The sequence below is a fragment of the Streptomyces sp. NPDC043812 genome (genome assembly GCF_056436245.1).
In genome coordinates, this window is the sequence record NZ_JBWKCY010000007.1 from 48,014 (window position 1) to 72,800 (window position 24,787).

General features: G+C 70.3%; 21 protein-coding genes. 7 read left to right on the plus strand and 14 right to left on the minus strand.

The features are described 5' to 3' along the window. Positions 1-144 precede the first annotated feature (144 nt). From AC067Z_RS12695 to AC067Z_RS12715, 5 genes are all read left to right on the plus strand, one after another. A complete protein-coding gene (locus AC067Z_RS12695) occupies positions 145-1,473 on the plus strand; it encodes an ABC transporter substrate-binding protein (protein WP_478789485.1) in 1,329 nt (442 codons plus the stop codon). 59 nt (positions 1,474-1,532) lie between these two features. Then, positions 1,533-2,414, plus strand: a complete 882-nt coding sequence (locus tag AC067Z_RS12700; protein ID WP_478789486.1) for a carbohydrate ABC transporter permease — start codon at positions 1,533-1,535, stop codon at positions 2,412-2,414. Continuing rightward, complete coding sequence (locus AC067Z_RS12705) at positions 2,414-3,247, plus strand: carbohydrate ABC transporter permease (RefSeq protein ID WP_478789487.1); 834 nt, start codon at positions 2,414-2,416, stop codon at positions 3,245-3,247. The genes AC067Z_RS12700 and AC067Z_RS12705 overlap by 1 nt, the downstream gene beginning before the upstream one ends. 40 nt (positions 3,248-3,287) lie before the next feature. Continuing rightward, on the plus strand, positions 3,288-4,481 hold the full coding sequence (locus AC067Z_RS12710) for an ABC transporter ATP-binding protein (protein ID WP_478789488.1): 1,194 nt from the start codon (positions 3,288-3,290) through the stop codon (positions 4,479-4,481). Between the two features lie 110 nt (positions 4,482-4,591). Next, positions 4,592-5,359 (plus strand): hypothetical protein, encoded by a 768-nt coding sequence (locus AC067Z_RS12715; RefSeq protein ID WP_478789489.1) that lies wholly within the window; start codon positions 4,592-4,594, stop codon positions 5,357-5,359. Between the two features lie 349 nt (positions 5,360-5,708). Here the strand turns inward: AC067Z_RS12715 and AC067Z_RS12720 are convergent, their stop codons facing one another. The 3 genes from AC067Z_RS12720 to AC067Z_RS12730 all read right to left on the minus strand — a co-directional run bounded on the left by AC067Z_RS12720 (position 5,709) and on the right by AC067Z_RS12730 (position 8,613). Continuing rightward, positions 5,709-6,047, minus strand: coding sequence for a hypothetical protein (locus AC067Z_RS12720; RefSeq protein ID WP_478789490.1), 339 nt, complete (start codon positions 6,045-6,047; stop codon positions 5,709-5,711). Positions 6,048-6,166: 119 nt separating this feature from the next. After that, positions 6,167-7,003 (minus strand): SCO2400 family protein, encoded by an 837-nt coding sequence (locus tag AC067Z_RS12725; protein WP_478789491.1) that lies wholly within the window; start codon positions 7,001-7,003, stop codon positions 6,167-6,169. Between the two features lie 299 nt (positions 7,004-7,302). Then, on the minus strand, positions 7,303-8,613 hold the full coding sequence (locus tag AC067Z_RS12730) for an MFS transporter (protein ID WP_478789694.1): 1,311 nt from the start codon (positions 8,611-8,613) through the stop codon (positions 7,303-7,305). Between the two features lie 284 nt (positions 8,614-8,897). Here AC067Z_RS12730 and AC067Z_RS12735 point away from each other — a divergent pair, with 284 nt between their 5' ends. Next, positions 8,898-10,367, plus strand: coding sequence for a DUF6351 family protein (locus tag AC067Z_RS12735; RefSeq protein ID WP_478789492.1), 1,470 nt, complete (start codon positions 8,898-8,900; stop codon positions 10,365-10,367). A gap of 37 nt (positions 10,368-10,404) precedes the next feature. Here AC067Z_RS12735 and AC067Z_RS12740 read toward each other — a convergent pair whose 3' ends face one another. From AC067Z_RS12740 to AC067Z_RS12760, 5 genes are all read right to left on the minus strand, one after another. Then, positions 10,405-12,462 (minus strand): phosphocholine-specific phospholipase C, encoded by a 2,058-nt coding sequence (locus AC067Z_RS12740; protein WP_478789493.1) that lies wholly within the window; start codon positions 12,460-12,462, stop codon positions 10,405-10,407. A 271-nt stretch (positions 12,463-12,733) separates the two neighbouring features. After that, entirely contained in the window at positions 12,734-14,368 is a 1,635-nt protein-coding gene (locus AC067Z_RS12745; protein ID WP_478789494.1) for a glycoside hydrolase family 13 protein, read from the minus strand. A 52-nt stretch (positions 14,369-14,420) separates the two neighbouring features. After that, on the minus strand, positions 14,421-15,260 hold the full coding sequence (locus tag AC067Z_RS12750; protein ID WP_478789495.1) for a carbohydrate ABC transporter permease: 840 nt from the start codon (positions 15,258-15,260) through the stop codon (positions 14,421-14,423). Then, the gene (locus tag AC067Z_RS12755) at positions 15,257-16,339 is read right to left on the minus strand and encodes a carbohydrate ABC transporter permease (protein WP_478789496.1); all 1,083 of its coding nucleotides are present in this window, start codon (positions 16,337-16,339) and stop codon (positions 15,257-15,259) included. Before AC067Z_RS12755 ends, AC067Z_RS12750 begins: the two co-directional genes overlap by 4 nt. An 11-nt stretch (positions 16,340-16,350) precedes the next feature. After that, the gene (locus AC067Z_RS12760; RefSeq protein WP_478789497.1) at positions 16,351-17,661 is read right to left on the minus strand and encodes an ABC transporter substrate-binding protein; all 1,311 of its coding nucleotides are present in this window, start codon (positions 17,659-17,661) and stop codon (positions 16,351-16,353) included. Positions 17,662-18,079: 418 nt separating this feature from the next. Here AC067Z_RS12760 and AC067Z_RS12765 point away from each other — a divergent pair, with 418 nt between their 5' ends. Further along, positions 18,080-19,162, plus strand: a complete 1,083-nt coding sequence (locus AC067Z_RS12765; RefSeq protein ID WP_478789498.1) for a LacI family DNA-binding transcriptional regulator — start codon at positions 18,080-18,082, stop codon at positions 19,160-19,162. Between the two features lie 48 nt (positions 19,163-19,210). Here AC067Z_RS12765 and AC067Z_RS12770 read toward each other — a convergent pair whose 3' ends face one another. From AC067Z_RS12770 to AC067Z_RS12795, 6 genes are all read right to left on the minus strand, one after another. Next, on the minus strand, positions 19,211-19,873 hold the full coding sequence (locus AC067Z_RS12770) for an NADPH-dependent F420 reductase (protein WP_478789499.1): 663 nt from the start codon (positions 19,871-19,873) through the stop codon (positions 19,211-19,213). A 215-nt stretch (positions 19,874-20,088) separates the two neighbouring features. Next, entirely contained in the window at positions 20,089-21,105 is a 1,017-nt protein-coding gene (locus tag AC067Z_RS12775; RefSeq protein WP_478789500.1) for a Rieske 2Fe-2S domain-containing protein, read from the minus strand. A gap of 2 nt (positions 21,106-21,107) precedes the next feature. Next, positions 21,108-21,344 carry a recombinase-like helix-turn-helix domain-containing protein gene (locus AC067Z_RS12780; protein WP_478789501.1) on the minus strand — a complete coding sequence of 79 codons (237 nt, stop codon included), beginning with the start codon at positions 21,342-21,344 and terminating at the stop codon, positions 21,108-21,110. Between the two features lie 28 nt (positions 21,345-21,372). Next, positions 21,373-22,308, minus strand: coding sequence for a PDR/VanB family oxidoreductase (locus tag AC067Z_RS12785; RefSeq protein ID WP_478789502.1), 936 nt, complete (start codon positions 22,306-22,308; stop codon positions 21,373-21,375). Between the two features lie 45 nt (positions 22,309-22,353). Next, positions 22,354-23,979: a thiamine pyrophosphate-binding protein gene (locus AC067Z_RS12790; RefSeq protein WP_478789503.1), complete on the minus strand. Its 1,626-nt coding sequence runs from the start codon at positions 23,977-23,979 to the stop codon at positions 22,354-22,356. A gap of 9 nt (positions 23,980-23,988) precedes the next feature. After that, entirely contained in the window at positions 23,989-24,777 is a 789-nt protein-coding gene (locus AC067Z_RS12795) for an SDR family oxidoreductase (protein WP_478789504.1), read from the minus strand. Positions 24,778-24,787 lie beyond the last annotated feature (10 nt).

Sequence of the window (24,787 nt, forward strand, 5' to 3'; positions counted from 1 at the left end):
ACCCGGGGCCGCCGTGCGGGTGACAGCTGCCGCGACACGTGACCGCGGCCGTGGGCCGCCGCGCCGAGCCCCTTACGGTCGGCGGCACAGGACTTCCGAACGGGCCCGGGCCCGGGCCCGACATCCTGACCGGACCGGAGGGGCGTGAATCGCGTGGAGCGTGCGGCGGCAGAAACCCACCCCGCACGGCCCGACCCCATGTGCCGGCGACGGTCCGGCGCCGCACGGATGCTGCGGGCCTTCGCGGCGCTGCCGCTGCTCGCCGTGCTGCTGAGCGGCTGCGGCTCCGAGGAATCCGGCACCGTCACCCTCAACTGGTACAACTTCCCCGACGACTCGGGCGCGCTGGACAGCGCCGCGGTCAACTGCACCCGCGCCTCCGGCGGGCGGTACCGCATCGAGTACAACAAGCTGCCACGCACCGCGGACGGCCAGCGCCAGCAGCTGGTCCGCAGGCTGGCAGCAGAGGACGACACCGTCGACATCATCGGACTCGACGTCACGTGGCCGGCCGAGTTCGCCGAGGCCGAGTGGATCCTGCCGTGGACGGGCGAGAACCGGCGGCGTGCCACCGAGGGAACCCTCGACGTGCCGTTGCAGACGGCCACCTGGAAGGGGCGCCTCTACGCCGTCCCCTACAACACCAACACCCAACTGCTGTGGTACCGCACCGATCTCGTGCCCAGGCCGCCCAAGACCTGGAGCGAGATGCTGACCATGGCGCGCGACCTCGCCCGGCAGCGCAAGCCCCACTACGTCGAGATCCAGGGCGCCCAGTACGAAGGGCTCACGGTCTGGTTCAACACGCTCGTCGAGAGCGCGGGCGGCTCGATCCTCAACGCCGCTGCCACCGCACCCTCCCTCGGCCCTCCCGCCGTCACAGCGGCCACCATCATGCGGGATCTCGCCAGATCACCGGCTGCCGACCCGTCCCTGTCCAATCAGATGGAGGACCAGAACCGGCTCGCGATGGAATCGGGCGCCGCCGCCTTCGAACTCAACTACCCGTTCGTCTATCCGTCGATGAAGGCGAACAACCCGGACCTGTTCGAACACTTCCGTTGGGCGCCCTACCCCGGAGTGGAGCCCGACCGGCCCGCCAAGCCCACCATCGGCGGCATCGACCTGGCCGTCGGTGCCTTCTCCCGCCATCCCAAGCTCGCCTTCGAGGCGGCCCTGTGCCTGCGCAACCGGGAGAACCAGATCGCCGCCGCCCTCAAGGGCGGACTGCCGCCCACGCTGCGCTCGCTGTACTCGGATCCCGCGCTGGCCAAGGACTACCCGTTCGCATCCGCAGTGCTCGACGCCCTGGAGAACGCCAGTATCCGCCCCAAGACCCCTGCCTATCAGAACGTGTCCATCACGATCTCGCACGCCCTCTCGCCGCCCTCGGCCATCCAGCCGCGCAGCGACGTCGCGCTCATCGAAGGCCAGATCGAGGACGCCCTCGAGTCCAAGGGGCTGATCCCGTGAACCAACCGGCCCCGGCACACTCCACTGCAGCTGCCCCCGCACCGGGCAGGTCCGAGGCGATGTCCGAGGGGGCACGCCAGGAGCGGCGGCTCGGATGGTTGCTGTGTGCGCCCGCCGTCGTGGTCATGGTCGCCGTCACGGCGTATCCCATCGGATACGCCTTCTACCTGTCGCTGCAACGCTACGACCTCCGCTTCCCGGGCCGGGCCGACTTCGTCGGGCTGAGCAACTACGGTGCCGTGCTCTCCTCCGAGTTCTGGTGGGAGGCGGTCTGGGTCACCCTGGTCATCACCGCCGTCTCCGTGACCGTCGAGCTCGTCCTCGGGTTCGCGCTCGCCCTGGTCATGCACCGGACGATCTTCGGCCGCGGCACCGTACGGACAGCGATCCTGGTGCCGTACGGCATCGTGACCGTGGTCGCCGCCTACTCCTGGCAGTACGCCTGGACACCCGACACGGGATATCTCGCCGCGCTGCTGCCGTCGGGCGACGCCCCACTGACAGAGCAGTGGCCGGCCATCGGACTGATCATCCTGGCCGAGGTGTGGAAGACCACCCCGTTCATGGCGCTGCTCCTGCTCGCCGGGCTCGCCCTGGTGCCGGAGGAGACCCTGCGCGCCGCGCAGGTGGACGGAGCCACCGCCTGGCAGCGGTTCCTCCTGGTCATGGTGCCGCTGATGAAACCGGCCATCCTCGTCGCACTGCTGTTCCGGACCCTGGACGCCTTCCGGATCTTCGACAACATCTACATCCTGACCTCGGGCGCGCACGGGACGGGCTCGGTGTCGATCCTCGGGTACGACAACCTCTTCACCGCGCTCAACCTCGGTATCGGGTCGGCGATCTCGGTGCTCATCTTCCTGTGTGTCGCGCTGATCGCCTTCGTGTTCATCAAACTCTTCGGGGCTTCCGCCCCCGGCTCTCAAGAGGGGGGACGCTGATGGCCGGCGCAGGAAAACGGCATGCGACGGGCTGGACCGTCACCAACATCGTGGTCATCGCCTACGCATTGTTCCCGGTGTGGTGGATCGCGGCGCTGTCGTTCAAGGCCCCGTCGACGATCACCGACGGCAACTTCATCCCGACCGAATGGACATGGGACAACTACCGCGGCATCTTCGAGACGTCCGAATTCACCCGCGCCCTGATCAATTCCATCGGCATCGCGCTCATCGCGACCGTGATCGCTGTGGTCCTCGGCACCATGGCGGCGTACGCCGTGGCACGGCTGCGGTTCCCCGGCAAACGACTGCTCGTCGGGATGTCCCTGCTGATCGCGATGTTCCCGCCCATCTCGCTGGTGTCCCCGCTGTTCAACATCGAGCGCATCCTGGGCATCTTCGACACCTGGCTGGGGCTCATCATCCCGTACATGACCTTCTCCCTGCCTCTCGCGATCTACACGCTGTCCGCGTTCTTCCGTGAGATCCCGTGGGACCTGGAGAAGGCGGCGAAGGTCGACGGCGCCACTCCCGCCCAGGCGTTCCGGCTGGTGATCGCCCCGCTGGCCGCCCCCGGTGTGTTCACCACGGCGATCCTGGTCTTCATCTTCTGCTGGAACGACTTCCTCTTCGCGATCTCTCTGACCTCGACCACTGCGGCGCGGACGGTTCCCGCGGCAATCGCCTTCTTCACCGGGAGCAGCCAGTTCGCGCAGCCGACCGGTTCCATCGCAGCGGCGGCCGTGGTGATCACCATTCCGATCATCGTCTTCGTGCTGCTGTTCCAGCGGCGCATCGTCGCCGGACTCACCTCCGGCGCCGTGAAGGGCTGACCGGCAATCAGCCGGCCGTCAGGACAAGGAGCACCGACCAGTGGCCGAGATCATTCTCGAGGGCATCACCAAGAGGTACCCCGACGGTGCCCTGGCGGTGCGCGACGTCAATCTCACCGTGGCCGACGGGGAGTTCGTCATCCTGGTCGGTCCGTCCGGCTGCGGCAAATCCACCACCCTCAACATGATCGCCGGTCTCGAGGACATCACCGAGGGGACGTTGCGCATCGACGGCCAGGTCGTCAACGACAAGGCGCCCAAGGACCGCGACATCGCCATGGTCTTCCAGAGCTACGCGCTGTACCCCCACATGAGTGTGCGCGACAACATGGGCTTCGCGCTGCGCCTGGCGAAGACGGACAAGGCCACGATCCGCGGCAAGGTGGAGGAAGCGGCACGGATCCTCGACCTGACGGAGCATCTGGACCGCAAACCTGCCAACCTGTCGGGCGGCCAGCGCCAGCGCGTGGCCATGGGCCGGGCCATCGTCCGCGACCCGAAGGCCTTCCTCATGGACGAGCCACTGTCCAACCTGGACGCCAAGCTGAGGGTGCAGATGCGCACCCAGATCTCCCGCCTCCAGCAGCGGCTCGGCACCACCACCGTCTACGTCACCCACGACCAGACCGAGGCGATGACGCTCGGCGACCGGGTGGTCGTCATGCGTGGCGGAGTCGTCCAGCAGGTCGGCACTCCCCAGCATCTGTACGACGAGCCGCGCAATCTCTTCGTCGCAGGATTCATCGGGTCACCCGCCATGAACTTCCTCCACGCCACGCTGGAGGAGAACGTGCTTCACACCTCCGTCGGCGAACTGGCCCTGGAACCGGGTGTGCTGCGCGCCCTCGAACGGCAGAACGCCCCACGCGACCTCATCGCCGGCCTGCGGCCCGAGGCATTCGAGGACGCGAGCCTGGTCGAGCCGGGCCGTGCGGGGGTCGCCTTCACCGTCACGGTGGGTGTGGTCGAATCCCTCGGATCCGATGTGTACGCCTACTTCACGGAGGACGACTGGCAGCCCACCGCCACGTCGGAACTGGAGGAGCTGGCCGCCGATTCGGGGGTGAGCGAGACGGGCATCAGCGAGCACCAGATCGTCACCCGGCTCAGCAGCGACACCCGCGTCCGGGAGGGCAGCGAGGCCGAACTGTGGGTCGACACCTCCAGGATGCACCTCTTCGACCCCACGACAGGCGTGAACCTCACCCTTGCGGAGAACGCCGAGACCCGCTGATGGCACCCGGTTGATGCCCCGGTGGAGTGAGTGCATGCAGTACGCGACCGACAGCGGCGCAGACCGGGTACCCATGCCGCACTGTTCCCGAACGCGGAGGATGCTCTCCCATGCCCGTAAGCGAGGCAGCCACGAGGCTGTTGGCCCGTGGAATGTGTGTGGCACTGCTCCTCGCCGGCTCCGCCGGCTGTGCCGACCAACCGTCCCGTACGGCACCGGACCCCCGGCCGCGGGCCGGCGCCGATTCCAACAAGCACGCCGACGTCGAGCGGCATGCCGCACGGGCCGGCACCCTCCCCGGACTCGGTCCGGTGTTCCGCTCCGGCCTCGGCAACGAAACACGGCAGGCGCTGGTCGTGTCCGGTGACACGCAGGACAGCAACATGGCCACGGCGGTGCTCTACGAGAAGGACACGGAGCAGCACTGGCGGCCCGTCCGCGGCCCGTGGCCGGCACGCAACGCCCTGAACGGCTGGACCGACGACCACCAGGCCGGAGACCTGCGCACACCGATCGGCATCTTCGACCTCGGCGATGCGGGCGGGCTGCTGCCCGACCCCGGCTCGCTGCTGCCCTACGACCAGGACGAGGAGTTCGTCGCGTCGGGAACCGGATTCGACGGTGAGCCCCTGGAAGGCTCGTTCGACTACGTCGTCGCCATCGACTACAACCGGATCCCGGGCACGAGCCCTCTGGACAAGGAGCGGCCGCTCGGCGCGGGCAAGGGCGGCGGGGTGTGGATCCACGTCGACCACAACGGCCCCACCCAGGCGTGCGTCTCGCTCCCGCGGGAGAACATGCGCGACCTGGTGCGCACACTCGACCCGGCCAAGGACCCGGTCGTGGTGATGGGGCCGGTCGCGGCACTGGGGATGTGACGCCGGCTGCGCCTGGCCGGCTGATGCCGACGAGGCGCGCAGGCGGTCCGCTGCCGCACGGTGAAGCCGTGGCGCTCGGGGGCACGGGCCGGGGGTCAACCGGCCGCCCGGAAGACGAGGCAGGCGTTCTGACCGCCGAAGCCGAAGGAGTTGCTGACCGCCGCCTCCACGGGGAGGTGGCGGGGCACTTCGGTCACGATGTCGAGATCGGCGTCCGGGCTCTCGACAGTTCACGGTCGGCGGGGTCGTCTGCTGCTGCTGTGTCAGAACGGCACAGACCGCTTCGATGGCCGCACCGAGGGCGTGGCCGAGAATGCCCTTGAGGCCTGTGACCGGGGGAGGACGCGCGTCAGAACGGCGGTTCTCCGCTGCCGGTGATCAGCAGAAGGCCGGTGCCGAAGTAGCGACGGCTCACCACGAACCCGCAGACGCCGCCGTCGGGCATCCGTACCTGGTGCGCCTCGGCGTCCATCACGGCCCAGGCGGCATCCTCACCGGCGGAGATCTCGATCGTGCCGTTCCAGTCGGCGAGGCCCCCGGCCGCCTCCACGGCCTCGATCGCCCCGACCGGCTCGGACGGGCCGGGCGGGGCGGTTTCGTGCTTCTCGGCCCACGAACGCAGATCTGCGCTCGCCGCGTACTCGACGCCGTCGGCGATCACCGTCACGTCGCCCTGGAACATGCCCATGGATCCAGTGTGCGCCCGCCCCGGCCGTTGCGCGGCAGGAACTCGGCTCGGACGGCGGTCAGCTCACGCGCGGCACACCACACACGGTGGAGGCGGCCATCCTGCGCCCGGATTCCTCGTCAGCCGATGCACACGACGAGCAGGCACACCCGGGGCGGATCCGCGGGCGACCTCGTGGGTGCGGGTGCTGCCGGAGCTGTGGTGGCCTCAGGCGCCGGATTCGTCGCCGCGCCTGTGCCGGTGGAGGCGGAAGCGGTCGGCCGTGGGGTCGCCGGGACAATGGGCAGGTCGGCCGAGGGCGACCGCGGCGCGGAGGACACCGTGGCCGAGCGCGTGGCCGCCGGCGTGGGCGCCGCCGTCGGACGACTCGGGGCGGCGGGCCTGGTCGTGGCCTCGGTGGCGGTGGGGCGAGTGCGGGGAGGCTGTGACGCCCGCTCGTGCGGCTCCGCAGTCGGCGAGGAGGGCCTGCTCATCGCAGCCGGGTGCGAGCTGATCGGGTCGGGTGCCGAGACCGCGGCCGGCCCGCCGCGCGACGAGTCCGACGGCAGCGCGGCGATGGTCAGACCGCCGCCGACGAGGGCTATGGCCGTCCCGGCCACAGCACGGCGCCGATTCTTCTTCCAGCGGGCCAGTTGTCGCCGCCGGGCGGCCCGGCCGGCCGGCGCTGCGGGCCCGGGCGGGGTCTCGTCCTCGTCCACCGCATCGTTCGCCGGGCCGCGGCCACCGGGCGTAAATGCCCCGGTGGCGTCACCACGCCGAGCGGTGCCGGGCTCGTCGGAGACGGACTCCCGCGCAGGCGACGGCTGCGACGCACGGAACGGATCCCACGGGGTCATGGCCGCCTGCGCGCCGTCCGCGATGTGGGCAGGCGGTGCGATGTCCGGCGCGTACGCGCCGCACCCGGGGCACACCAGCGCGCCGTTGAGGTGCCGACGACATGACGAGCAGTAGTCCATCTGCAAACTTTCTGTGCGGCCTGATCTGCCGGAGGCGCCGGAACAACGGCACCGGGCGCACTGTCGCGCGCCGGATCGGTCGGCCAGTCACGCTAACGGCAGGTGCCGCAGGCGATGCGCAGCCCCTGTGGCGCTTTTGGAAAGATTGCCCACCGGCCGTGACCGTACGGCGAAGCCGCGGCACTGGTGCGGGCGGGCACCGGCCTTCCGCCTGCCGAGGCCGACCTGGTCCAGGAGCGCGTGGCTCCGAGGGCCGACGCGCCGTGGCTGTGCAGGCGCAGGGCGGTGCGCCAAACGGCTCAGTGAAGCCCGGCCACCGGCTCCGGGTCCGCCTGGGTGTCAGTCGGCCCGCCCTTCCGGCGCCGCTCCTCCGGAAGCTTCAGGGTCAGGGTGAGGAGCGCGGCCACGACGTAGAGCCCGGCGAAGACGACCGTCACTCCTGCCGCACCGGCGAGCGGAAGAAGGAGGCTGGCCAGAGCCGGTCCGGCGAATGCCGCACCGCCTGCTCCGAGGTTGAGCAGTGCCACCGCGCCACCCTTGTTCTCCGGGGCCATGGAAGGGACGAGTGCCGAGATCGGTACGAACCCGGCGAGGGTCGCGCCGTAGAGCATCCCGGCGAGGACGGCGACCCCGTAGTGGTCGGCGCCGAGCCAGGCCGGAAGGAAGTGCAGGAGGCAGATGCTGACCGCGCAGCCCAAGGCGCCGAAGGTGGCGATCGTGGTGCGCCAGCCGATCCTGTCGGAGAGGGTCCCGAAGAAGAGGTTGAAGAAGATGTTGGTGCCGAAGATGATCGCCAGCAGCTGGAGCCAGCGGGTGCTGCCGAACCCGACGTCGTCGGAGAAGATGCGCGGCAGATAGACCAGCATGCCGAACACCGGCGCGGTGTTGATGACGCGCACCAGGCAGCCGACGAGAACGCGGGGATGCGTCCAGGCGACGGAGACACTCGTCAACAGGCTCTGCCGCGCCGACATCCCCGGCGGGGCCAGCCGGTCGCCGCCCGCCCGGGAGCGGGCGCCGACCAGTGCGAGCAGCCCACCCGCGGTGACGAGGGCGAGCGCCGACCAGAGGGTGCCCATCTCCCCGAGTGCGGGGATGCTCGCGCTTGCCCAGAGCGAACCGAGGGTGGGCAGACCGCCGGTGAACGCGAAGTAGAACCAGCCGACAGCCGCGCCCAACCGTGCCTTCGGCGCGGTCGCCGTGATCCACACCAGGAATCCGAACGCGAAGAGCGGATAGCCGAAGCCGCGCAGCCCGTAGAGCACCAGCATCAGTGGATAGTTCTCGGTGCCCAGCGCCGCCACCAGGAACAACGCATGGAAGACGACCCAGACGGCGCCGCCGATCCACATCACCCGGCGTGGGCCCCAGATCTCGGCCAGCGCACCGGAGAACCAGGACGCGAGCATCACGGCGATGCCGTAGGCGGTGAACACGTACCCCGCTCGCACGTCCGTCCCGGCACCGTGGTCGGCCATGTACGGGGCGAGGAATCCGATCTCCACCCCGTCGCCGACCATGAACAGCAGGACTCCGGCGTATCCGAGCAGGAGCGGCCTCGGCAGCCCCCACCGGTCGAGCAGTGACTTGTCCGCAGCGCGTCCCGGCAAGGCGGCCTCCAGTTCGTGGGTGTGCCGCTCGTTGCAGCGTCGGATACTCGGCACGCACGAGACAAACAGCAACTTCCCTGTTCAAAGTGCCGAGCCGGACGCTACATCGCCGTGATGTCCTCCCGGCGGAACGACGCGGACGTCCGTCAGTCGGCGCATGGCTGCCGACAGGCCCGGTGCACGGCGGGCTGCGTACTTTATGAACGCAAGCTCGGCCGTGGGAGGGGGTGTTACTAGCGTCACGCGGCAGCGCTACGCCGAAGCCGCCGAGCGAGGAGAGTCCCGTGCACTCGAGCCCACCACCGTCGTCCCGCTCCACCCGCCTTTCGCCCGGAGCCCGTCGTCGCCCGAAGCGGGCGGCCACGATTGCGGTGGCCGGCGCCGCCGGACTGAGCCTGGCCGCGGGGCTCTCCCCCGTACCGGCCGCGGCGGACGCGGCACTTGCGCCACAGCGGGTGGTGTGCCCGAAGGACCTGAAGGACCGGGCCACTTGTTACGCCGGGCAGGACGAGAAAGGCGCCCACTTCTCCCTTGCCGTTCCTGACAATTGGAACGGCAGCCTCGTGCTGCACGCACACGGCGGGCCGGACCTGGGCGCCCCCACACCGCAGCGCAGTGCCGAAGACCTGGAGCGCTGGTCGGTCATGGTCAAGGAGGGCTACGCCTGGGCGGGGTCCTCCTACCGCCGCGGCGGTTACGGAACACGGATGGCGGCTGCCGACTCCGAGAACCTGCGCCGCCTGTTCACCCGGGCCTTCGGCCCACCTCGGCAGACCCTCCTGCACGGCCAGTCCTGGGGAGGCAACGTCGCCGCCAAGGCAGCCGAGACGTACCGCTCCGCGTACGACGGCGTCCTGCTCACCAACGGGGTTCTGGGGGGCGGCTCGCGCGGCTACAACTACCGGGTCGATCTGCGGGTGGTCCACCAGTACTACTGCGGCAACCATCCGCGGCCCCCGGAGGAGCAGTACCCGCTGTGGAAGGGCCTGCCGGCCGGATCCGACATGACCGGCCGCGACCTGGAGGCGCGCCTCCAGGAGTGCACCGGCTACGCATCCGATCCGCAGGACCGGACAGCGGCCCAGCAGCAGAACCTCGACGACATCCTGTCCGTCGTGAGGATCCCCGAACGCACGCTGTTGTCGCATCTCAAGTTCGCGACGTTCACCTTCCGCGACATCGTCGAGAACCGGCTCGGCGGCCGCAACCCCTTCGACAACCGCGGTGTCCGTTACACCGGTTCGCACGACGACCGCGCCCTGAACAAGGGTGTCCAGCGCTTCACCGCGGACCCGTCCGCCGTCCGCGACCTCTCCTACGACAGTGACCTGACCGGCGAGGTCTCCGTCCCCGTCCTCACCCTGCACGCGATCGACGACCCGACCGCCTTCGTGGAGCACGAGTCTGCCTACCGGGCCACGCTCGCGGGAGCCGGCAACGCCCGGAACCTGGTGCAGACGTTCACCCGCGAGAGCGAGCACAGCGCGCTCAGCGACTCCGGCTACGCGGCGGCGCTCCGGACGCTGGCGGCCTGGGCAGGGACCGGCCGTAAGCCGGCCCCCGCCACTGTGGCGGCCGCATGCCCAGCCGCTGACCGCGAGTACGGCACGGGCTGCTTCTTCGATCCCGCCTACCGGCCGGACACGTACGCGGCCCGGGTGTACCCACGTCGCGGCGACCACCACTGGCCGGCCATGACCGCCGCCCAGGAGGAAGCCTGGAGCCACCGTGACGACGTGGGTATCGAGCCCTGATGGTGCGGCTGCGTATGTGCGGTCCCGGTCCGGTGCCTCAACTGGTGCGGATCGCCGGATCGCTCACTCCCGAGGCGCCGGTCTCCACATGACCGGCGAACCGGCGCAGGAACGTGGTGTTCCCGTCCCAGAGCACCGTCACGTCGTACCAGCGGGAAGTCGCGGCCAGGTCGACGGTGTGCTTCACCGTGGCGCCGGCGGACACCGTGACCGTGCGGGACCGGCCGTCGTAGGCGTTCGTGACGGTGAGCCGCGCCGCACCGGAGCCCGGGTTGACCAGCGTCAGCTCCACGTTGCCCGTGCCCGCGTTGTGGCGGGCCGTCGCCTCGGGAGCAACGGTCTTCGCCGGGCTCCGGAAGGTGCGCAGGAAGCCGTTCGGGCCGTGCACCGTGAGGTGGTGCGTGCCCTTGGAGTAGGCCGAGTTCCAGGTGTCGGTGACCTTCTTGCCGGCTTCGGCCGTGTACGTCCACGGGGCGTCGGTGCGGTTCGCCGACGTGACGTAGAACTGGGCGCCGGCCGCTGTGCCCGGGCTGAAGGTGAGAGCGATGCGGCCGTCGGCCGTGTTGACCGCGCCGTCCACGTAGGGGGCGTACGGCAGCGGGCGGGTGGGACGGGAGCCGCGCTCCTGGGCGGGGAGGCTGCCGACGGCCGGCGGGGTGGGCCGGTAGTCCGGGTGCCGCTCGTGGTCCGGCGGCTCGTAGGCCGCGGTGTCGGGCAGGGCGACGGGGGCCGTGTTCGCGGTGCCGAAGTCGAAGGCCGAGGTGAGGTCGCCGCAGATCGCGCGCCGCCACGGGGAGATGTTGGGCTCGCTCACACCGAAGCGGCGCTCCATGAAGCGCAGGATCGACGTGTGGTCGAACACCTCGGAGCAGACGTAGCCACCGGTGCTCCAGGGGGAGACGACGAGCATCGGCACGCGCGGGCCGAGGCCGTAGTTGCCCGCGGCGTACGACGAGCCACCGGCGTAGTGCTCGGTGGTGGTGTCCGCCGTGGACCGGCCCTGCGCGGCCGAGGCCGGCGGGTAGGGGGGCACGACGTGGTCGAAGAAGCCGTCGTTCTCGTCGTAGGTGATGAACAGGGCCGTCCTGCTCCACACCTCGGGGTCGGACGTCAGCGCGTCCAGCATCTGCGCGATGTACCAGGCGCCGTAGTTCGAGGGGAAGTTGGAGTGCTCGGTGAAGGCCTCGGGGGCGGCGATCCAGGAGACCTGGGGGAGCGTTCCGCCCTGCACGTCGGCCTTGAGCCGGTCGAAGTAGCCGCCGCCGTTCTTCACGTCGGTGCCGGTACGGGCCTTGTCGTAGAGCGGCTCGCCGGGCTTGGCGTTGCGGTACTGGTCGAAGTAGAGGAGGGAGTTGTCGCCGTAGTTCCCGCGGTAGGCGTCGTTGATCCACCCCCAGTGGCCGGCGGCGTCCAGACCGTCGCCGATGTCCTGGTAGATCTTCCAGGAGATGCCGGCCTGCTCGAGACGTTCGGGGTAGGTCTTCCAGCCGTATCCCGCCTCCTCGTTGCCGAGGACGGGCCCGCCGCCCGTGCCGTCGTTGCCCGTGTGCCCGGTCCACATGTAGTAGCGGTTCGGGTCGGTGGCTCCGATGAACGAGCAGTGGTACGCGTCGCAGACGGTGAACTTGTCGGCGAGGGCGTAGTGGAAGGGGATGTCTTCGCGGTCGAGATACGCCATCGTCGTCGGCGTCTTGGCGGGCACCCACTGGTCGTACCTGCCGTTGTTGAACGCCTTGTGGCCGCCCGCCCAGTCGTGATTGAGGCCCTGGAGGAACTGCATCCCCAGATCGTCGGCCGTCGGGTGGAACGGAAGCGTCTCCTTCTTGCCGTCGGCCTGGTGCCAGACCGGCTTGCCGCTGGGCAGCGTCACCGGGCGCGGATCGCCGAAACCCCGTACGCCCTTGAGCATGCCGAAATAGTGGTCGAACGAACGGTTCTCCTGCATCAGCACGACGATGTGCTCGACATCCTGGATGGTCCCGGTGCGGCGTGCCGCGGGGATGGCCGCGGCACGGTCGATGCTGTTCGACAGGGCAGCGAACCCCGCGGATGCGCCCGCGATCTGGAGGAAGCGGCGCCGGTTGATGTCAGGCATGAGTGTGGGGCCTCTTGGGGTGAGGAAACAGAAGCGACCGGAATCATCAACGAGCGACGGGCGGAACGGAAGAGGAGGTACGTGCCCTCTGGGTGAAGGGTCGCGGTACATGTCGCCAACAGCGGACGGTCCGGCCTGCTGAGCGCCGTGCCAGGGGCGCCGTGCGCAGGCCGGACGGTGCCGGGGCGTCCAACAAGTCAGATTCTTTTGTCCAAGTCCGCCCCTCGCGAAGCGTTCGTGCGCTCACGGCTTCCGGCCGCGTGCGCGGCCGTCAGAGTGCGAGCCACACGGCGGCGTCCGGCTCGAGGAGGCCGTTCTCGATCAGTCCGCCGGCCAGCAGCACCGAGGAGTGGTAGGGCAGTCGGTACGGGCGGGGGGACAGGTTCACGACGCAGGCGAAGCCGGGGGTGCGGGTGAACGCGAGGACGCCGGCGGGGGCGTCCAGCCAGGTCAGATCGCCCTCGCCGAGTGCGGGGTGCTCGCGCCGCAGCCGCAGGGCACGGCGGTAGAGCTCCAGCATGGACGAGTCGTCGCCGGTCTGTGCCTCGACGCTGTAGTCCTTCCACAGCGCCGGCTGCGGCAGCCAGGGCTCACCGGCGGCCCCCTCGGGACTGAAGCCGAACGGTGCGCTCCGCCCCGACCACGGTATGGGGACGCGGCAGCCGTCACGGCCGCGGTCCGTGTGCCCGGACCGTTCCCAGCACGGGTCCTGCAGCACCCCATCCGGCAGGTCCTCCACCTCGGGCAGTCCGAGCTCCTCGCCCTGGTAGATGTACGCGCCGCCCGGCAGCGCCAGCATCAAGAGCGCCGCGGCGCGGGCCCGCCGTGTCCCGAGTTCGAGATCGAGCGGCCCTTCGGGCCGGTAGGGCTCGTTGGCCCGCCACTTCCTGGCAGACCTGCGGCCGAACCGGCTGGGGTGGCGTACGACGTCGTGGTTGGACAGCACCCATGTGGCCGGTGCGCCGACCGCGCCGAGCGTGGCCAGTGAGCCGTCGATGACCTCACGCAGCGCGTTCGCGTCCCAGGTGGACATGAGGAAATCGAAGTTGAACGCGGTGTGCAGGACGTCCTCGCGCACGTACGCGGCGAGCCTGTCCGGCGCGTCCGCCCACGCCTCGGCCACGAACGAGCGGTCGCCGTCGAACTCCTCGGCGACCCTGCGCCACGCACGATAGATGTCATGCACCTCGTCACGGTCCCAGTGAGGATGGTCGACATGCTCCGGGGGCGCGTCGGGGTCCCTGCGGGGCGGCAGGTCGGGCAGCTCGGGATGCTTGATCAGGCCGTGCGCCACGTCGATGCGGAAGCCGTCCACCCCGCGGCCGAACCAGAACCGCAGGACGTCCTCGAACTCCGCCCGGACCTCGGGGTGTTCCCAGTTGAGGTCGGGCTGCTCGGGTGCGAACAGGTGCAGGTACCACTGCCCGTCGGGCAGCCTGGTCCAGGCGGGGCCGCCGAAGCAGGACTGCCAGTCGTTGGGCGGCTCGGCACCTTCGGGGCCGCGCCCCTCGCGGAAGACGAAGCGCTGCCGCTCCGGGCTGCCGGGCCCGGCGGCCAGCGCCGCCCGGAACCACGCATGCTGGTCGGAGAGATGGTTGGGCACGATGTCGGCGATGACGCGGATGCCGTGCTGGTGCGCTTCCTCGATCAGGGCCTCGGCCTCGGCGACGGTGCCGAACAGCGGATCGATCTCGCGGAAGTCCGCCACGTCGTAACCGTGGTCGGCCATGGGCGACTTGTACCACGGGTTGATCCAGACGGCGTCGACGCCCAGTGCCTTCAGATGGGGCAACCGGGAGCGGATGCCGGCGATGTCACCGACTCCGTCGCCGTTCGCGTCGGCGAAGCTGCGGATGTAGACCTGGTAGATGACTGCGCTGCGCCACCACGGCGCGGTGCGGGACATGGTTCACATGCTCCTTTGTGGCAAAGGGGACAACAACGGGCGGTGGGCGGGGCTACTTGGCCGCACCGGCGGTCAGGCCGGCGACGATCCGGCGCTGGAAGAACAGCACCAGGATCACGAGCGGGACGGTGACCAGTACTCCGGCCGCCATCTGGCTGCCGAACGGCGTCTCGAACTGGCTCGCCCCGGAGAACTTCGAGATCGCCACGGGCGCGGTCTGCATATCGGGCTTGTTCGTCATCGACAGGGCGATGAGGAATTCGTTCCATGCCGCGATGAACGTGATGATCGCGGTGGTGAACATGCCGGGCGCGGCGAGCGGGACGATGATCCTGCGGAACGCCTGGCCCCGGGTACAGCCGTCGACCATGGCCGCGTGTTCCAGTTCCTGCGGCATCTGCCGGAAGAACGCGGTGAGGTTCCAGACCGCGAGCGGCAGGGTGAAGGACATGCTGGGCACGATCATCGCCTGGTAGGTGTTGATCCAGCCGAACCCGACGAACATCTTCAGCAGGGGGACGACGATCGAGACCACGGGGAACATCGAGGTCGCGATGATCAGGGTGAGCACCAGCCGCTTCAGCCGGAACTCCAGGCGTGCCATCGCGTACGCGGTGAAGGTGGCGAGCACCAGGGCGAGTGCGGTGGTGATGCCGGCCACGACGACGCTGTTGAGCAGCGCCCTGCCGAACTGCCGGGACGGGTCGAGGACCGCCGCAAAGTTCTCTAGGGAGATCCTGGCGGGGAACGGCGAGTTGTCGAAGATGTCCGAGGTGCGGCGGAGGCTGGAGACCAGCATCCAGTAGAACGGGGCAAGGCAGTACGCGACGACCGCCGCGATTCCCGCGTACAGCGCCCACCTGCGTGCCCGGACGGGGACCTGGAGCGTCATGCCGCCACCCCCGTCGGACGGCGCATCGGCCGGCTGCGCCGCCGCTTCCTGCCGGCCGTGCCGTCGTCACCGACGACATCGGCTCCCAGCAGCCGCACGAAGGCCAGCGCGATGAGGAAGACATAGACGAAGAGGATGACGGCGTAGGCGGCGGCCGGGCCGAACCGCACGTTCGCGGCCTGGTCCTGGGCGAGCATGGACAGCGTCTCCACCGACGTCTTCTGGGCTCCGACGAGGATGTACGGCAGGTCGAACATGCGCAGGGCGTCGAGCGTGCGGAACAGCACGGCCACCAGCAGGGCCGGCTTCACCAGCGGCAGTGTGATGCTCCGGAACTGGCGCACTGCTCCGGCCCCGTCGATCCTGGCGGCTTCGTACACCTCCTTGTTGATCACTTGGAGCCCTGCGAGGACGAGCAGGCCGATGAACGGTGCCGTCTTCCACACGTCGGTGACGATGACGGCGACCTTGGCGTGGAAGCCTTCGGTGGTCCACAGCACCTGCTGCCCGATGAGGGCGTTGGCCACGCCGTCGCTGTTGAAGATCCAGCGCCACAGCAGACCGGTCACCGCGGTCGGGATGGCCCAGGGCACCAGGATGCTCGCGCGCACCAGGGCCCGGCCTCGGAAGGCGCGATGCATGATCAGTGCCATCGCCACGCCGATCACTGTTTCCAGCAGGACCGTGGTGACGGTGAAGAAGGTGGTGTTCCAGAAGGCGTTCCAGAACCGGTCGCCCGCTTCGTCGAAGATCGCGGAGTAGTTGTCGGCGCCGACGAACGGTTCGCCGTCGCGGACGAATCCCGTCCTCGGGTCGATGCCCGGCGCCCCGTACAGCGAGTCCTTCAGCGCCACGATCGTCGGATAGAGCACCACGACCGAGAGCACCAGCAGCGTCGGCGAGACCAGGAGGGCCGCGAGCCGGGCCGAGCCGGAGGTCGCGAGGGGCTGCTTGCGGCGGCGCCCGGCCGGTGCGGCCTGCCGGTCGGACGAGCCGCCGTGCCGGGCCCCGGGCACGCGGCCCGGGGTGTCGGTGTGCCGGTCCTCGACGGAGCCGGTCGCGTTGTGCGTCTTCACCATGACCTCTCTTCTCACTCCGCCGCCGGCTGCCGCTGAAGTGCTCTCTGCAGGTCCTTCAGCGCCTGCCCGCTGGTTTTGGCCCCGGTCATGGCGGCATAGGCCTCCCGCTGGATCGCCGCGGTGACATCGCCGTACCTGATGACGCGGGGGCGCGGAACGGCGTGCAGGATCGACTGCTTGAGGGTGGGGAGGTACGGGTACTTCTCGACCAGTTCCGGGTCCTTGTAGAGCGCCTCGTACGTCGGTGCCGCGGGCGCACTGGCCAGCGTGAAGCGCTGCATCTCCTCACCGGCGAAGAACTTCATGAAGTCGACGGCCGTGGCCTTGTTCCGGGCCGAGGCGGACAGCGCGAGATTGTGGCCGCCGAGGCTGGAGGCGCCCGGGCCGTCGAGTCCGGGCAGGGGCGCGACACCGAACTTGCCGGCGACCTTGCTGGATCCGTCCTTCCTGGCCGCGAGGGGATACATGTACGCCCACTGCCGCTCGAAGATCAACTCGCCTGCCTGGAAGGCCCGGCGGCCGTCCTCCTCCTGGTAGGTGACGGCCTCGTCGGGGATCGTGCCGTCCTCGAGCGAGCCGACGAGGAAGTCGAGTCCCCGCTCGGCCTGCGGGCTGTCCACGTGCGTCCGGCCGGCGGCGTCGGTGATCACGCCGCCGGCCGAGTTCACGGCCTCGGCGAAGTTGACCGTCAGTCCCTCGTACTTCTGGAACTGTCCGGCGTAGCAGGACATGCCCCTGGCCTCGGGCAGCTTCTTCACCCTGGCGCAGTCGGCCTTCATCTCCGCCCAGGTGCCGGGCGGTTCGGTGATACCGGCCTTTGCGAGCAGATCGGTGCGGTAGTAGAGCATGCCGCCGTCCGAGCTCGCGGGCAGGGCGTACAGGCCGCCGCGGTACGTGCCGGTCTCCACGATCGGCTTCAGCATCCGCCGCACGGGGAACTCGTCCTCGGGCAGCCGGTCCACCCAGCGGTGCGCCGCGAACTCCGAGGTCCACACGGCGTCGAGGGACAGCACCGTGTAGGCATCGGACTTCGTCGCCGCGTTCTGGATCATCTGCTGACGCTGGGCGTCCGGGTCCGTGGGCAGTTCGATGAAGGTGACCTTCTCCTGCGGGTGCCGCGCGTTCCAGCGGTCGAGCACGGCCTGGACCGTGCCGGTGGCGTCCTTTCCGGCGGCGTACGTGATGGGGCCGCGCCCCTCGAAGGCGGGGAGCTGCCCGGCGGGGGTCACCCTGCCGGCGTGTGCGCCGCAGGCCGCGAGGGTGGCGAGCGCCGCGGCTGCCGTCCCCGAGCGCCGCAGGGCTCTGGTCGTCGTGGTCTTCACTGTCTCTCCTGGTCGTGCGGAACCGGGCCGTGGGGCCACCTGGTGCGCGGGGTTCGGTGCGCAGGCGTTCGCCCGTTGCGGGCGGGGAAGTGGGGCTCCGGTGCGTCGCGGGGCGTGGGGCACCCGCGATGCCGTGGATGAATGCGATGTCATCCGGTGTGTGCATGCCGTATGAGCAGGTCAGTACCCGTAGGGGTCGCCTTGGTGGGGCACTGGGCGTCTCGTCGTGACAACGCTTGCACGCTAGGAGTGCCCTCAGGTGAAGTCAATGCGTTACGTGCCGGTAATGCGATGGCCAAACGGCTGTACTGTGCAAGCTCTACCGCTGTCCTGCGCCCTGTGAGCATGTCCGACTGTGGCGTGACAGCGCTGTCACGAGGGACGGCTGAGAAGTGCCCGCTGTGCTAACGTCCGGTTCATGCCAGCAGATCAACGGCACCCCACGATGGCTGACGTCGCCGAACGGGCCGGGGTCTCCGCTTCCACCGTCTCGCGCACTCTGCGCGGCTTCTCGACCGTCTCGCCCGAGGTACGCACCCGCGTCGAACAGGCCGCCCGCGAACTGAACTTCGCCGTGTCCCGTCAGGCCGCGAGTCTCGTCACGGGGAAGACCGGCGTCGTGGCGGTGCTCGCGCCCACCCTCAACTCATGGTTCGTCGGCTCGGCGTTGTCGGCTCTCGGGCCCGTACTGCGCGCCGCCGGCATGGAGTTGGTCGTCTACGTCACCCCGGACATGGCCGAGCGGGAAGCCTTCTTCGACCGTCTCCCGGCCCGTCGCAACGCAGACGCCCTGCTGGTCTTCTCCTTCGACCTCACGCCGCAGGAGAGCGCCCGTCTCGACGAGCTGCAGATGCCCGTCGTCTACGTCAGCCAGCACGTCGACGGCCGGCCGAGTGTCTACGTCGACGACGTGGCAGGGGCGCGCGCAGGCACCCGTCATCTGCTCAACCTCGGCCACCGCCGCATCGCGTTCGTGCAGACGGTCGGCGCCAGCGGATTCATCTTCAGCTCGCACGAACGTCTGCTCGGCCATCAGCAGGCGCTCGCCGAGGCGGGTATCCCTGCGGACGACGACCTCGTCGTCGCCACGACGGTCGGCGACAGGCGCAGTACCGCGGAGGCGGTCGGGCGGCTGCTCAGCCTGCGCGAGCCGCCGACGGCCGTCTTCGCCGAACAGGACGAGCTGGCCATCTCCGTCCTCTGGACCCTGCGCAACAGTCATATCGACGTGCCGGGTCGCGTGTCGGTGCTCGGCTTCGACGATCACCAACTGGCGCAGTGGTCGGACCTGTCCACCATCGCCCAGTCGCCGTCGGACCTCGGACGCGAGGCAGGCCGGCTGACGCTCTCGCTCATCAACGATCCCGACGCGGACCGTGGGCAGCACATCGTGCTGCCCACCGCCCTGATCCCGCGGTCCAGTACGGCTCCCCCGCGAAGCGACGACGCTCCCGCCGCGCCGGGCGGTGCGCAGGAGCGCGTCGCGGACCGCCGCTCCTGATCCGGCGGGGTGCCTCAGTGCCGCTGGCCGGTGCCGTACGGCGGCGGGCTATGACGCGCGGAACCCCGCGGGCCGCTCCGGGGACGCCGTGGCGAGGGCCTCGGTGACCTCGTCGACGCCCGCACGCAGACCGTAGACGGGCGTGTCGGGCTGCTGGCGCCACGAGTCGTCGAGACCACCGGCGTCCACGGTGTCGAACCCGAACTCGTCGATCAGGGCGCGCACGGTCTTCTTCGCGGACTCGTCGTCCCCCGCCACCGGGAGCGCGAGGCGGTCCCGGGCGCCCTGCGGGCGCGGCTTGTCCAGGAGGTCGGAGGCGTAGGTGCCGTTGAACGCCTTGATGACCGGGTGGCCGAGGTGCTGCTCGGTCCAGCGGCTCTCGGTCAGCCCCTCCTCGATGGCGGCGATCCTGCCGTCCCGCTCCCTGGGGTAGTAGTTGCCCGTGTCGATCACCGCAAAGCCCTCGGCCGCCCCTTCGAACAGACGGGGCGGCAGGTCCGGGACGTTCTTGAGCGGGACCGTCACCACGACGACCTCCGCGCCACGCGCGGCCTCGGCCGCGGTGACGGCCGTGGCGCCCGTCTCCTCGGCGAGTGCGGTCAGCGTGTGCGGGCCACGCGAGTTGGCCACGGACACCTGGTGTCCGAGGGCGGTGAGCCGGCGAGTGAGGTTTCCGCCGATGTTGCCCGCACCGATGATGCCGATCTTCATCGAGTCGTCCTTCCGTTCGTACCGCAGACTTCGTGCGCTCCGTCAGCGTCCAACCCCCGACAGCGCCGTCCTATTTCCCGCCCGGCGTTCGCTCTCCGGGCACCTGAGCGGGCGTCGGCCTTCGTGGCCGGGCGGTGGCATCGGCAACACGTCGGGGCGTCCGGTGTCCTCACGGACACCGGACGCCCCGCGTCGTCACGGCACGGCGGCCCCGATCAGGCGCCCGCCGACGACTGCTCCTCGGCCGCCGCCCGGTACAGACGGCGCAGCCGCACCACGCCCAGGTCGTGCTGGTACAGGTTCTCCCGCTGGTCCGCGTCCGCCGGCATGGCCTCCAGCATCACGCGGTCCTGCTCCAGCACCTCCCAATGGCGCTTCTCGATCAGCGTCTTGTACAGGAACCGCCACGACGCGCGCTGCCAGTCCTCGACGCGGCGGTAGCGCCAGAAGAAGACCCCGCTGCGCTGCTCGTCCACCGGGCACACCATGCCCACGATCCCGAACGGTCCGCCGGGACCCGCCGACGGCGGGTAGGGGATGGACAGGTCGACCCAGTCCACACCGGTACGGCACAGCTCCACCCAGTCGAAGTTGACGCCCCGCTGGTCGGTCTTCTCGAAGAAGTAACCCCGGTCGGTCTCCCGGATACGGAACTTGGCCGTCGTGTCACCGTCGAACATCGTGTGCGAGTCGTGGTGCAGGAAGGCGCCGTGCATCGGGTCGAGCAGGTTCTCCACGGCGTACCGCCACGGCACGTTCCACTCGGCGTAGCACAGGAACGCGTCCACGTCGGGGTCCGTCAGCGGCTCGGGCAGTGTGAGCGGTGCCGGTTCCGGATGCTCCTCGTCGCCGAAGTAGGCAAGAATCACGCCGCCGACCTCGCGCACGGGCAGCGAGGTGACCAGCTTCTTGCCCTCCAGGTTGCAGCCGGGCAGCCCGGGGACCGAGGAGACCGTGCCGTCGGTCTCGACCTCGACGCCGTGATACCAGCAGGCGACCCGGTCGCCGAGGTGCTTGCCGAGCGACAGGGGTGCGCCGCGGTGCGGGCAGCGGTCGGCGAGCATCGACAGGGCGCCGTCGGAGCGGCGGAACAGCAGCCACTGCTCGCCGAGCGCGGTCACCTTGCGCATCGCGCCAGGGGCGACGAAGTGCGAGGGGACGACGGGGTGCCACTGGTTGCGCAGACCGGTGGCGTAGATGTGGTCCGCGGTGGCGGAGGACGACAGCGTCATGGTCAGGCTCCCAGTCGGTTCATCTCGGCGCGGAAGGATTCCTCGGTCCACGACGAGCCGTCGGCGGCGTGGACCTGACGGGCGTTGAGCCCGCGCACGACGTCGGCCAGGTCGTGGCCCTCCATGGTGAAGACCTCTTCGAGGGTCGCGGCGAGCTTGTACTCGTACGGCGTGGGCTCGTGCGTACGGGACTGGTGGATGTCCAGGTACGGCCAGGCGCCGGTCACGGTGTCGGTCACGGTGTCTCCTGAGAATGCGGGGAAGGGGTCACAGGTCGAGGACGAGCCGCCCGGAGGCGCACCGCGAGACGCAGATCATCATCGTGGCGCCGGCGGCGTGCTCCGCCTCGCTGAGCAGGAAGTCGCGGTGTTCGGGGGTGCCGTCGAGCACGCGGGTCTCGCAGGACCCGCAGATGCCGTCGCGGCAGGAGCTGTTCACACTGAGCCCGGCGCTCTCCGCGGCGTCGAGGATCGAGGTGTCCGCGGCGACGGTGAGGGTCACCCCCGAGGTGCGGCACTCGACCTCGAACGCCTCGTCGTCCCCGGCGCGTTCCACGACGGGGGCGGCGAACCGCTCCAGTCGCAGCCGGCCGTCGGGGCAGCGCTCCTCCACGGCGGCGAGCAGTGGTTCGGGGCCGCAGGAGTACACCAGCGTCCCCTCGGACACCTCCGCCAGCACCGTGTCCAGATCGATGTGGCCCAGCTCGTCCTGCGGGACGAGCGTCACATCGCCGCCGAGCGCGGCGAGTTCGGCGGTGAAGGCCATCGAGGCCCGGCCCCGGCCGCCGTAGACCATCCGCCACGCATCGCCCCGGCGGGCGGCCTCGCGGGCCATCGCCAGCAGCGGCGTGATCCCGATGCCGCCGGCGACGAACACATACGCGTCGGCGTCCTCCAGCGCGAAGTGGTTGCGCGGCTCGGAGACCGTGACGGACTGACCGGGGCGCAGCTGCGTGTGCACGAAACGCGAACCACCGCGCGACGAGGGCTCGTTGAGCACTCCGATGCGGTACGTGTCCGTGTCGTGCGGTTCGCCGCACAGGCTGTACTGGCGGACCTGGCCGCCGACGTGGACATCGAGATGCGCGCCGGGCGTCCAGGCGGGCAGCGGCTTGGCCTCGGGGTGGGCAAGCTCGACGGACAGGACGCCCTCGGCCTCCCATGTCATACGGCGGACGATCAGCTGCAGCGGGTTCTCGCTCATGGCCTGGTGCCTCCTTACCGGCAATAGGGCAGTTACGGGGCCGGGTTACTGGCCCGGGATCCTCACGGGCGGGGTGAACGGGTTCTTCATCGGGCCCAGAGCCGTCAGATCGACCTCGACGAGCGTCGGCCCGTCCGAGGCCACGGCCTCGCCGATGACCGGCGCCGCGTGCTCCTCGGCGGCGATCCGCAGGTACGGCAGTCCGCAGGCACGTGCCAGCAGTTCGAAGTCGGGCGTGGCGAGGTCGACGCCGGAACGCCGCTCGCTGTAGCGGTCCTGCATGTTGCGCAGCACGCCGTAGCCGCCGTCGTTGAAGACGATCAGCGTGAGCCGCGGCCGTTCCTGGGCGAGGGTGAGCAGTTCGCCGAGGTGGACGGCGAGCCCGCCGTCACCGGCGATCACGACGGTCGGCGCGTCGGGCCGGGCGAGCGCCGCGCCGATGCCCATGCCGAGCCCCTGGCCGATGCCGCCGCCGCGCGGGAAGACGTTGTCCCGGGGGTCGTACATCTCCAGCAGGCGGTTGCCCCAGCTGCTGGAGGGGATGGTGACGTCGCGGGCGACGACCGCCTCACGCGGGAGGGCGGCGCGTATCACGTCGCAGATCGCGGCCTGCGGGCCGATGTTGTCGTGCAGCGTGGACCGCACCTCGGTGCGCACGGCGGCGAGGCGTTCGCTCCAGCCGGCCTCGGCGGGCCGTGCGTGCGGCAGCAGGCCGGCCAGGGTGGCCGCGGCGTCGCCGTGCAGGGCGTGCGCGAGCGGGTACACCCGGCCGAGCGCGGCCGCGTCGACGTCGATCTGGATATGCGCCGCGGGGATCGTGAGCGTGTAGTCGGCGGTCTCGTTGGAACGGAAGTGGGTGCCGACCGTGAGCAGCACGTCCGCGTCGGCGAGCAGGGCACGCACGGCAGGAGTGGTGGCGAAGTTGCCGATGACCTGCTCGTGGTCCTCGGGCACCGCGCCGCGCCCGGAGTTGGAGGTGATCAGCCCCGCTCCGGTCGCCTCCAGCAGCCGGGCGAGTTCGCCGCGTGCGGTCGCGGCGCCACCGCCCGCCCAGATCAGCGGGCGCCGTGCCGAGGCCAGGAGGGCACCGGCGGCGGCCAGTTCACCGTCGGTCGGGGCGGGGCGGACCTGCGCGGGAAGCTCCGCGGGCGCGTCGGTCTGCTCCGCGTACTGGAGGTCGATGGGCCATTCCACGCTCGCCGGGCCGCCCGGCGCGGCGAGCGCCGCGTGCGCCGCCTCGCGCAGGATCCGGCCCGCGCGGTCGGCGTCCGGCACACTCGCCGCGTACGCCGAAACGGCGGTGAGCATGCCGAGCTGGTCCTTCGTCTCGTGGATGAACCCCCGTCCGCTGCCCAGGTATTCGCTCTCCACCTGTCCGGTGATGTGCAGGACGGAACTGCCCGCGCTCAGCGACTCGATCAGGGAACCGGCCGCGTTGCCCGCGCCCGTGCCGGTCGAGGTCAGCGCGCAGCCGAGGCCGCCACGAGCCCGCCCGTACGCGTCGGCGGCATTCACGGCGGACGCCTCGTGCCGCACGGGGACGAAACGCAGTTCACGGTCGACGGCCTCGACGAGCGGCAGGTTGTGCACACTCACGATGCCGAAGACGGTGTCGATGCCGAGTTCTCGCAGGACGGCGACGAGGAGATCGCCTCCGTTGTCGTAACGCATGGTGTCTCCTCAGAGGATGGAGCGGCCGACTCCGCCGCAGACGTCGATGCTGGTGCCGGTGATGTACGAGGCGCGGGGCGAGAGCAGGGTGACGATCGCGTACGCGACCTCCTCGGCACGGCCGAGGCGCCCCAGCGCGACACCCCGGTCGGACGCGAGCTCCGCCTGCCAGTCCTCGTAGCTCGTGCCGGTGCCGGCGGCGGCGTGGCGGCGGGTCCACTGGCCGGTGTCGATGAGACCCAGGCACACGGAGTTGACCCGGATGCCGTCGCCGGCCAGTTCGGCGGACAGGGACTTGGAGAGGTTGAGGATTCCGGCGCGGGCGGCGCTGGTGGTGATCAGGCGGGGCTCGGGCTGCTTGGCGAGGACCGCGTTGACGTTGACGATGCTCGCCGCTTCGGACGCGGCGAGATACGGGCGGGCGGCGTGCAGCGGGTTGAGCACCCCGGCGAACTTGAGCTCCAGCTCGTCGCGCCAGTCCTCGGCGGTCGAGTCGTCCAGCCCCTTCATCCGGGACTGTCCCGCGTTGTTGACGAGTCCGTCGACACCGCCGAACTCCTCGGCGGTGCGGCGTACGAAGCCGTGCACCGCGTCGGCGTCCCGTACGTCGCACACTCCGGTCAGCAGCCGGTCGCGTCCGGCACCGAGCCGGGCGGTCACCTTGGCGAGCCGGTCGGCGTCGCGGCCGCAGGTGGCGACGCGGGCGCCCTCGTCGAGCAGGGCGCGGACCGTGGCCAGGCCGACGCCCGAGCTGCCGCCGGTGACCACGATGGTGCGGTCGGCGAGGCCCAGATCCATAACTCGGTAC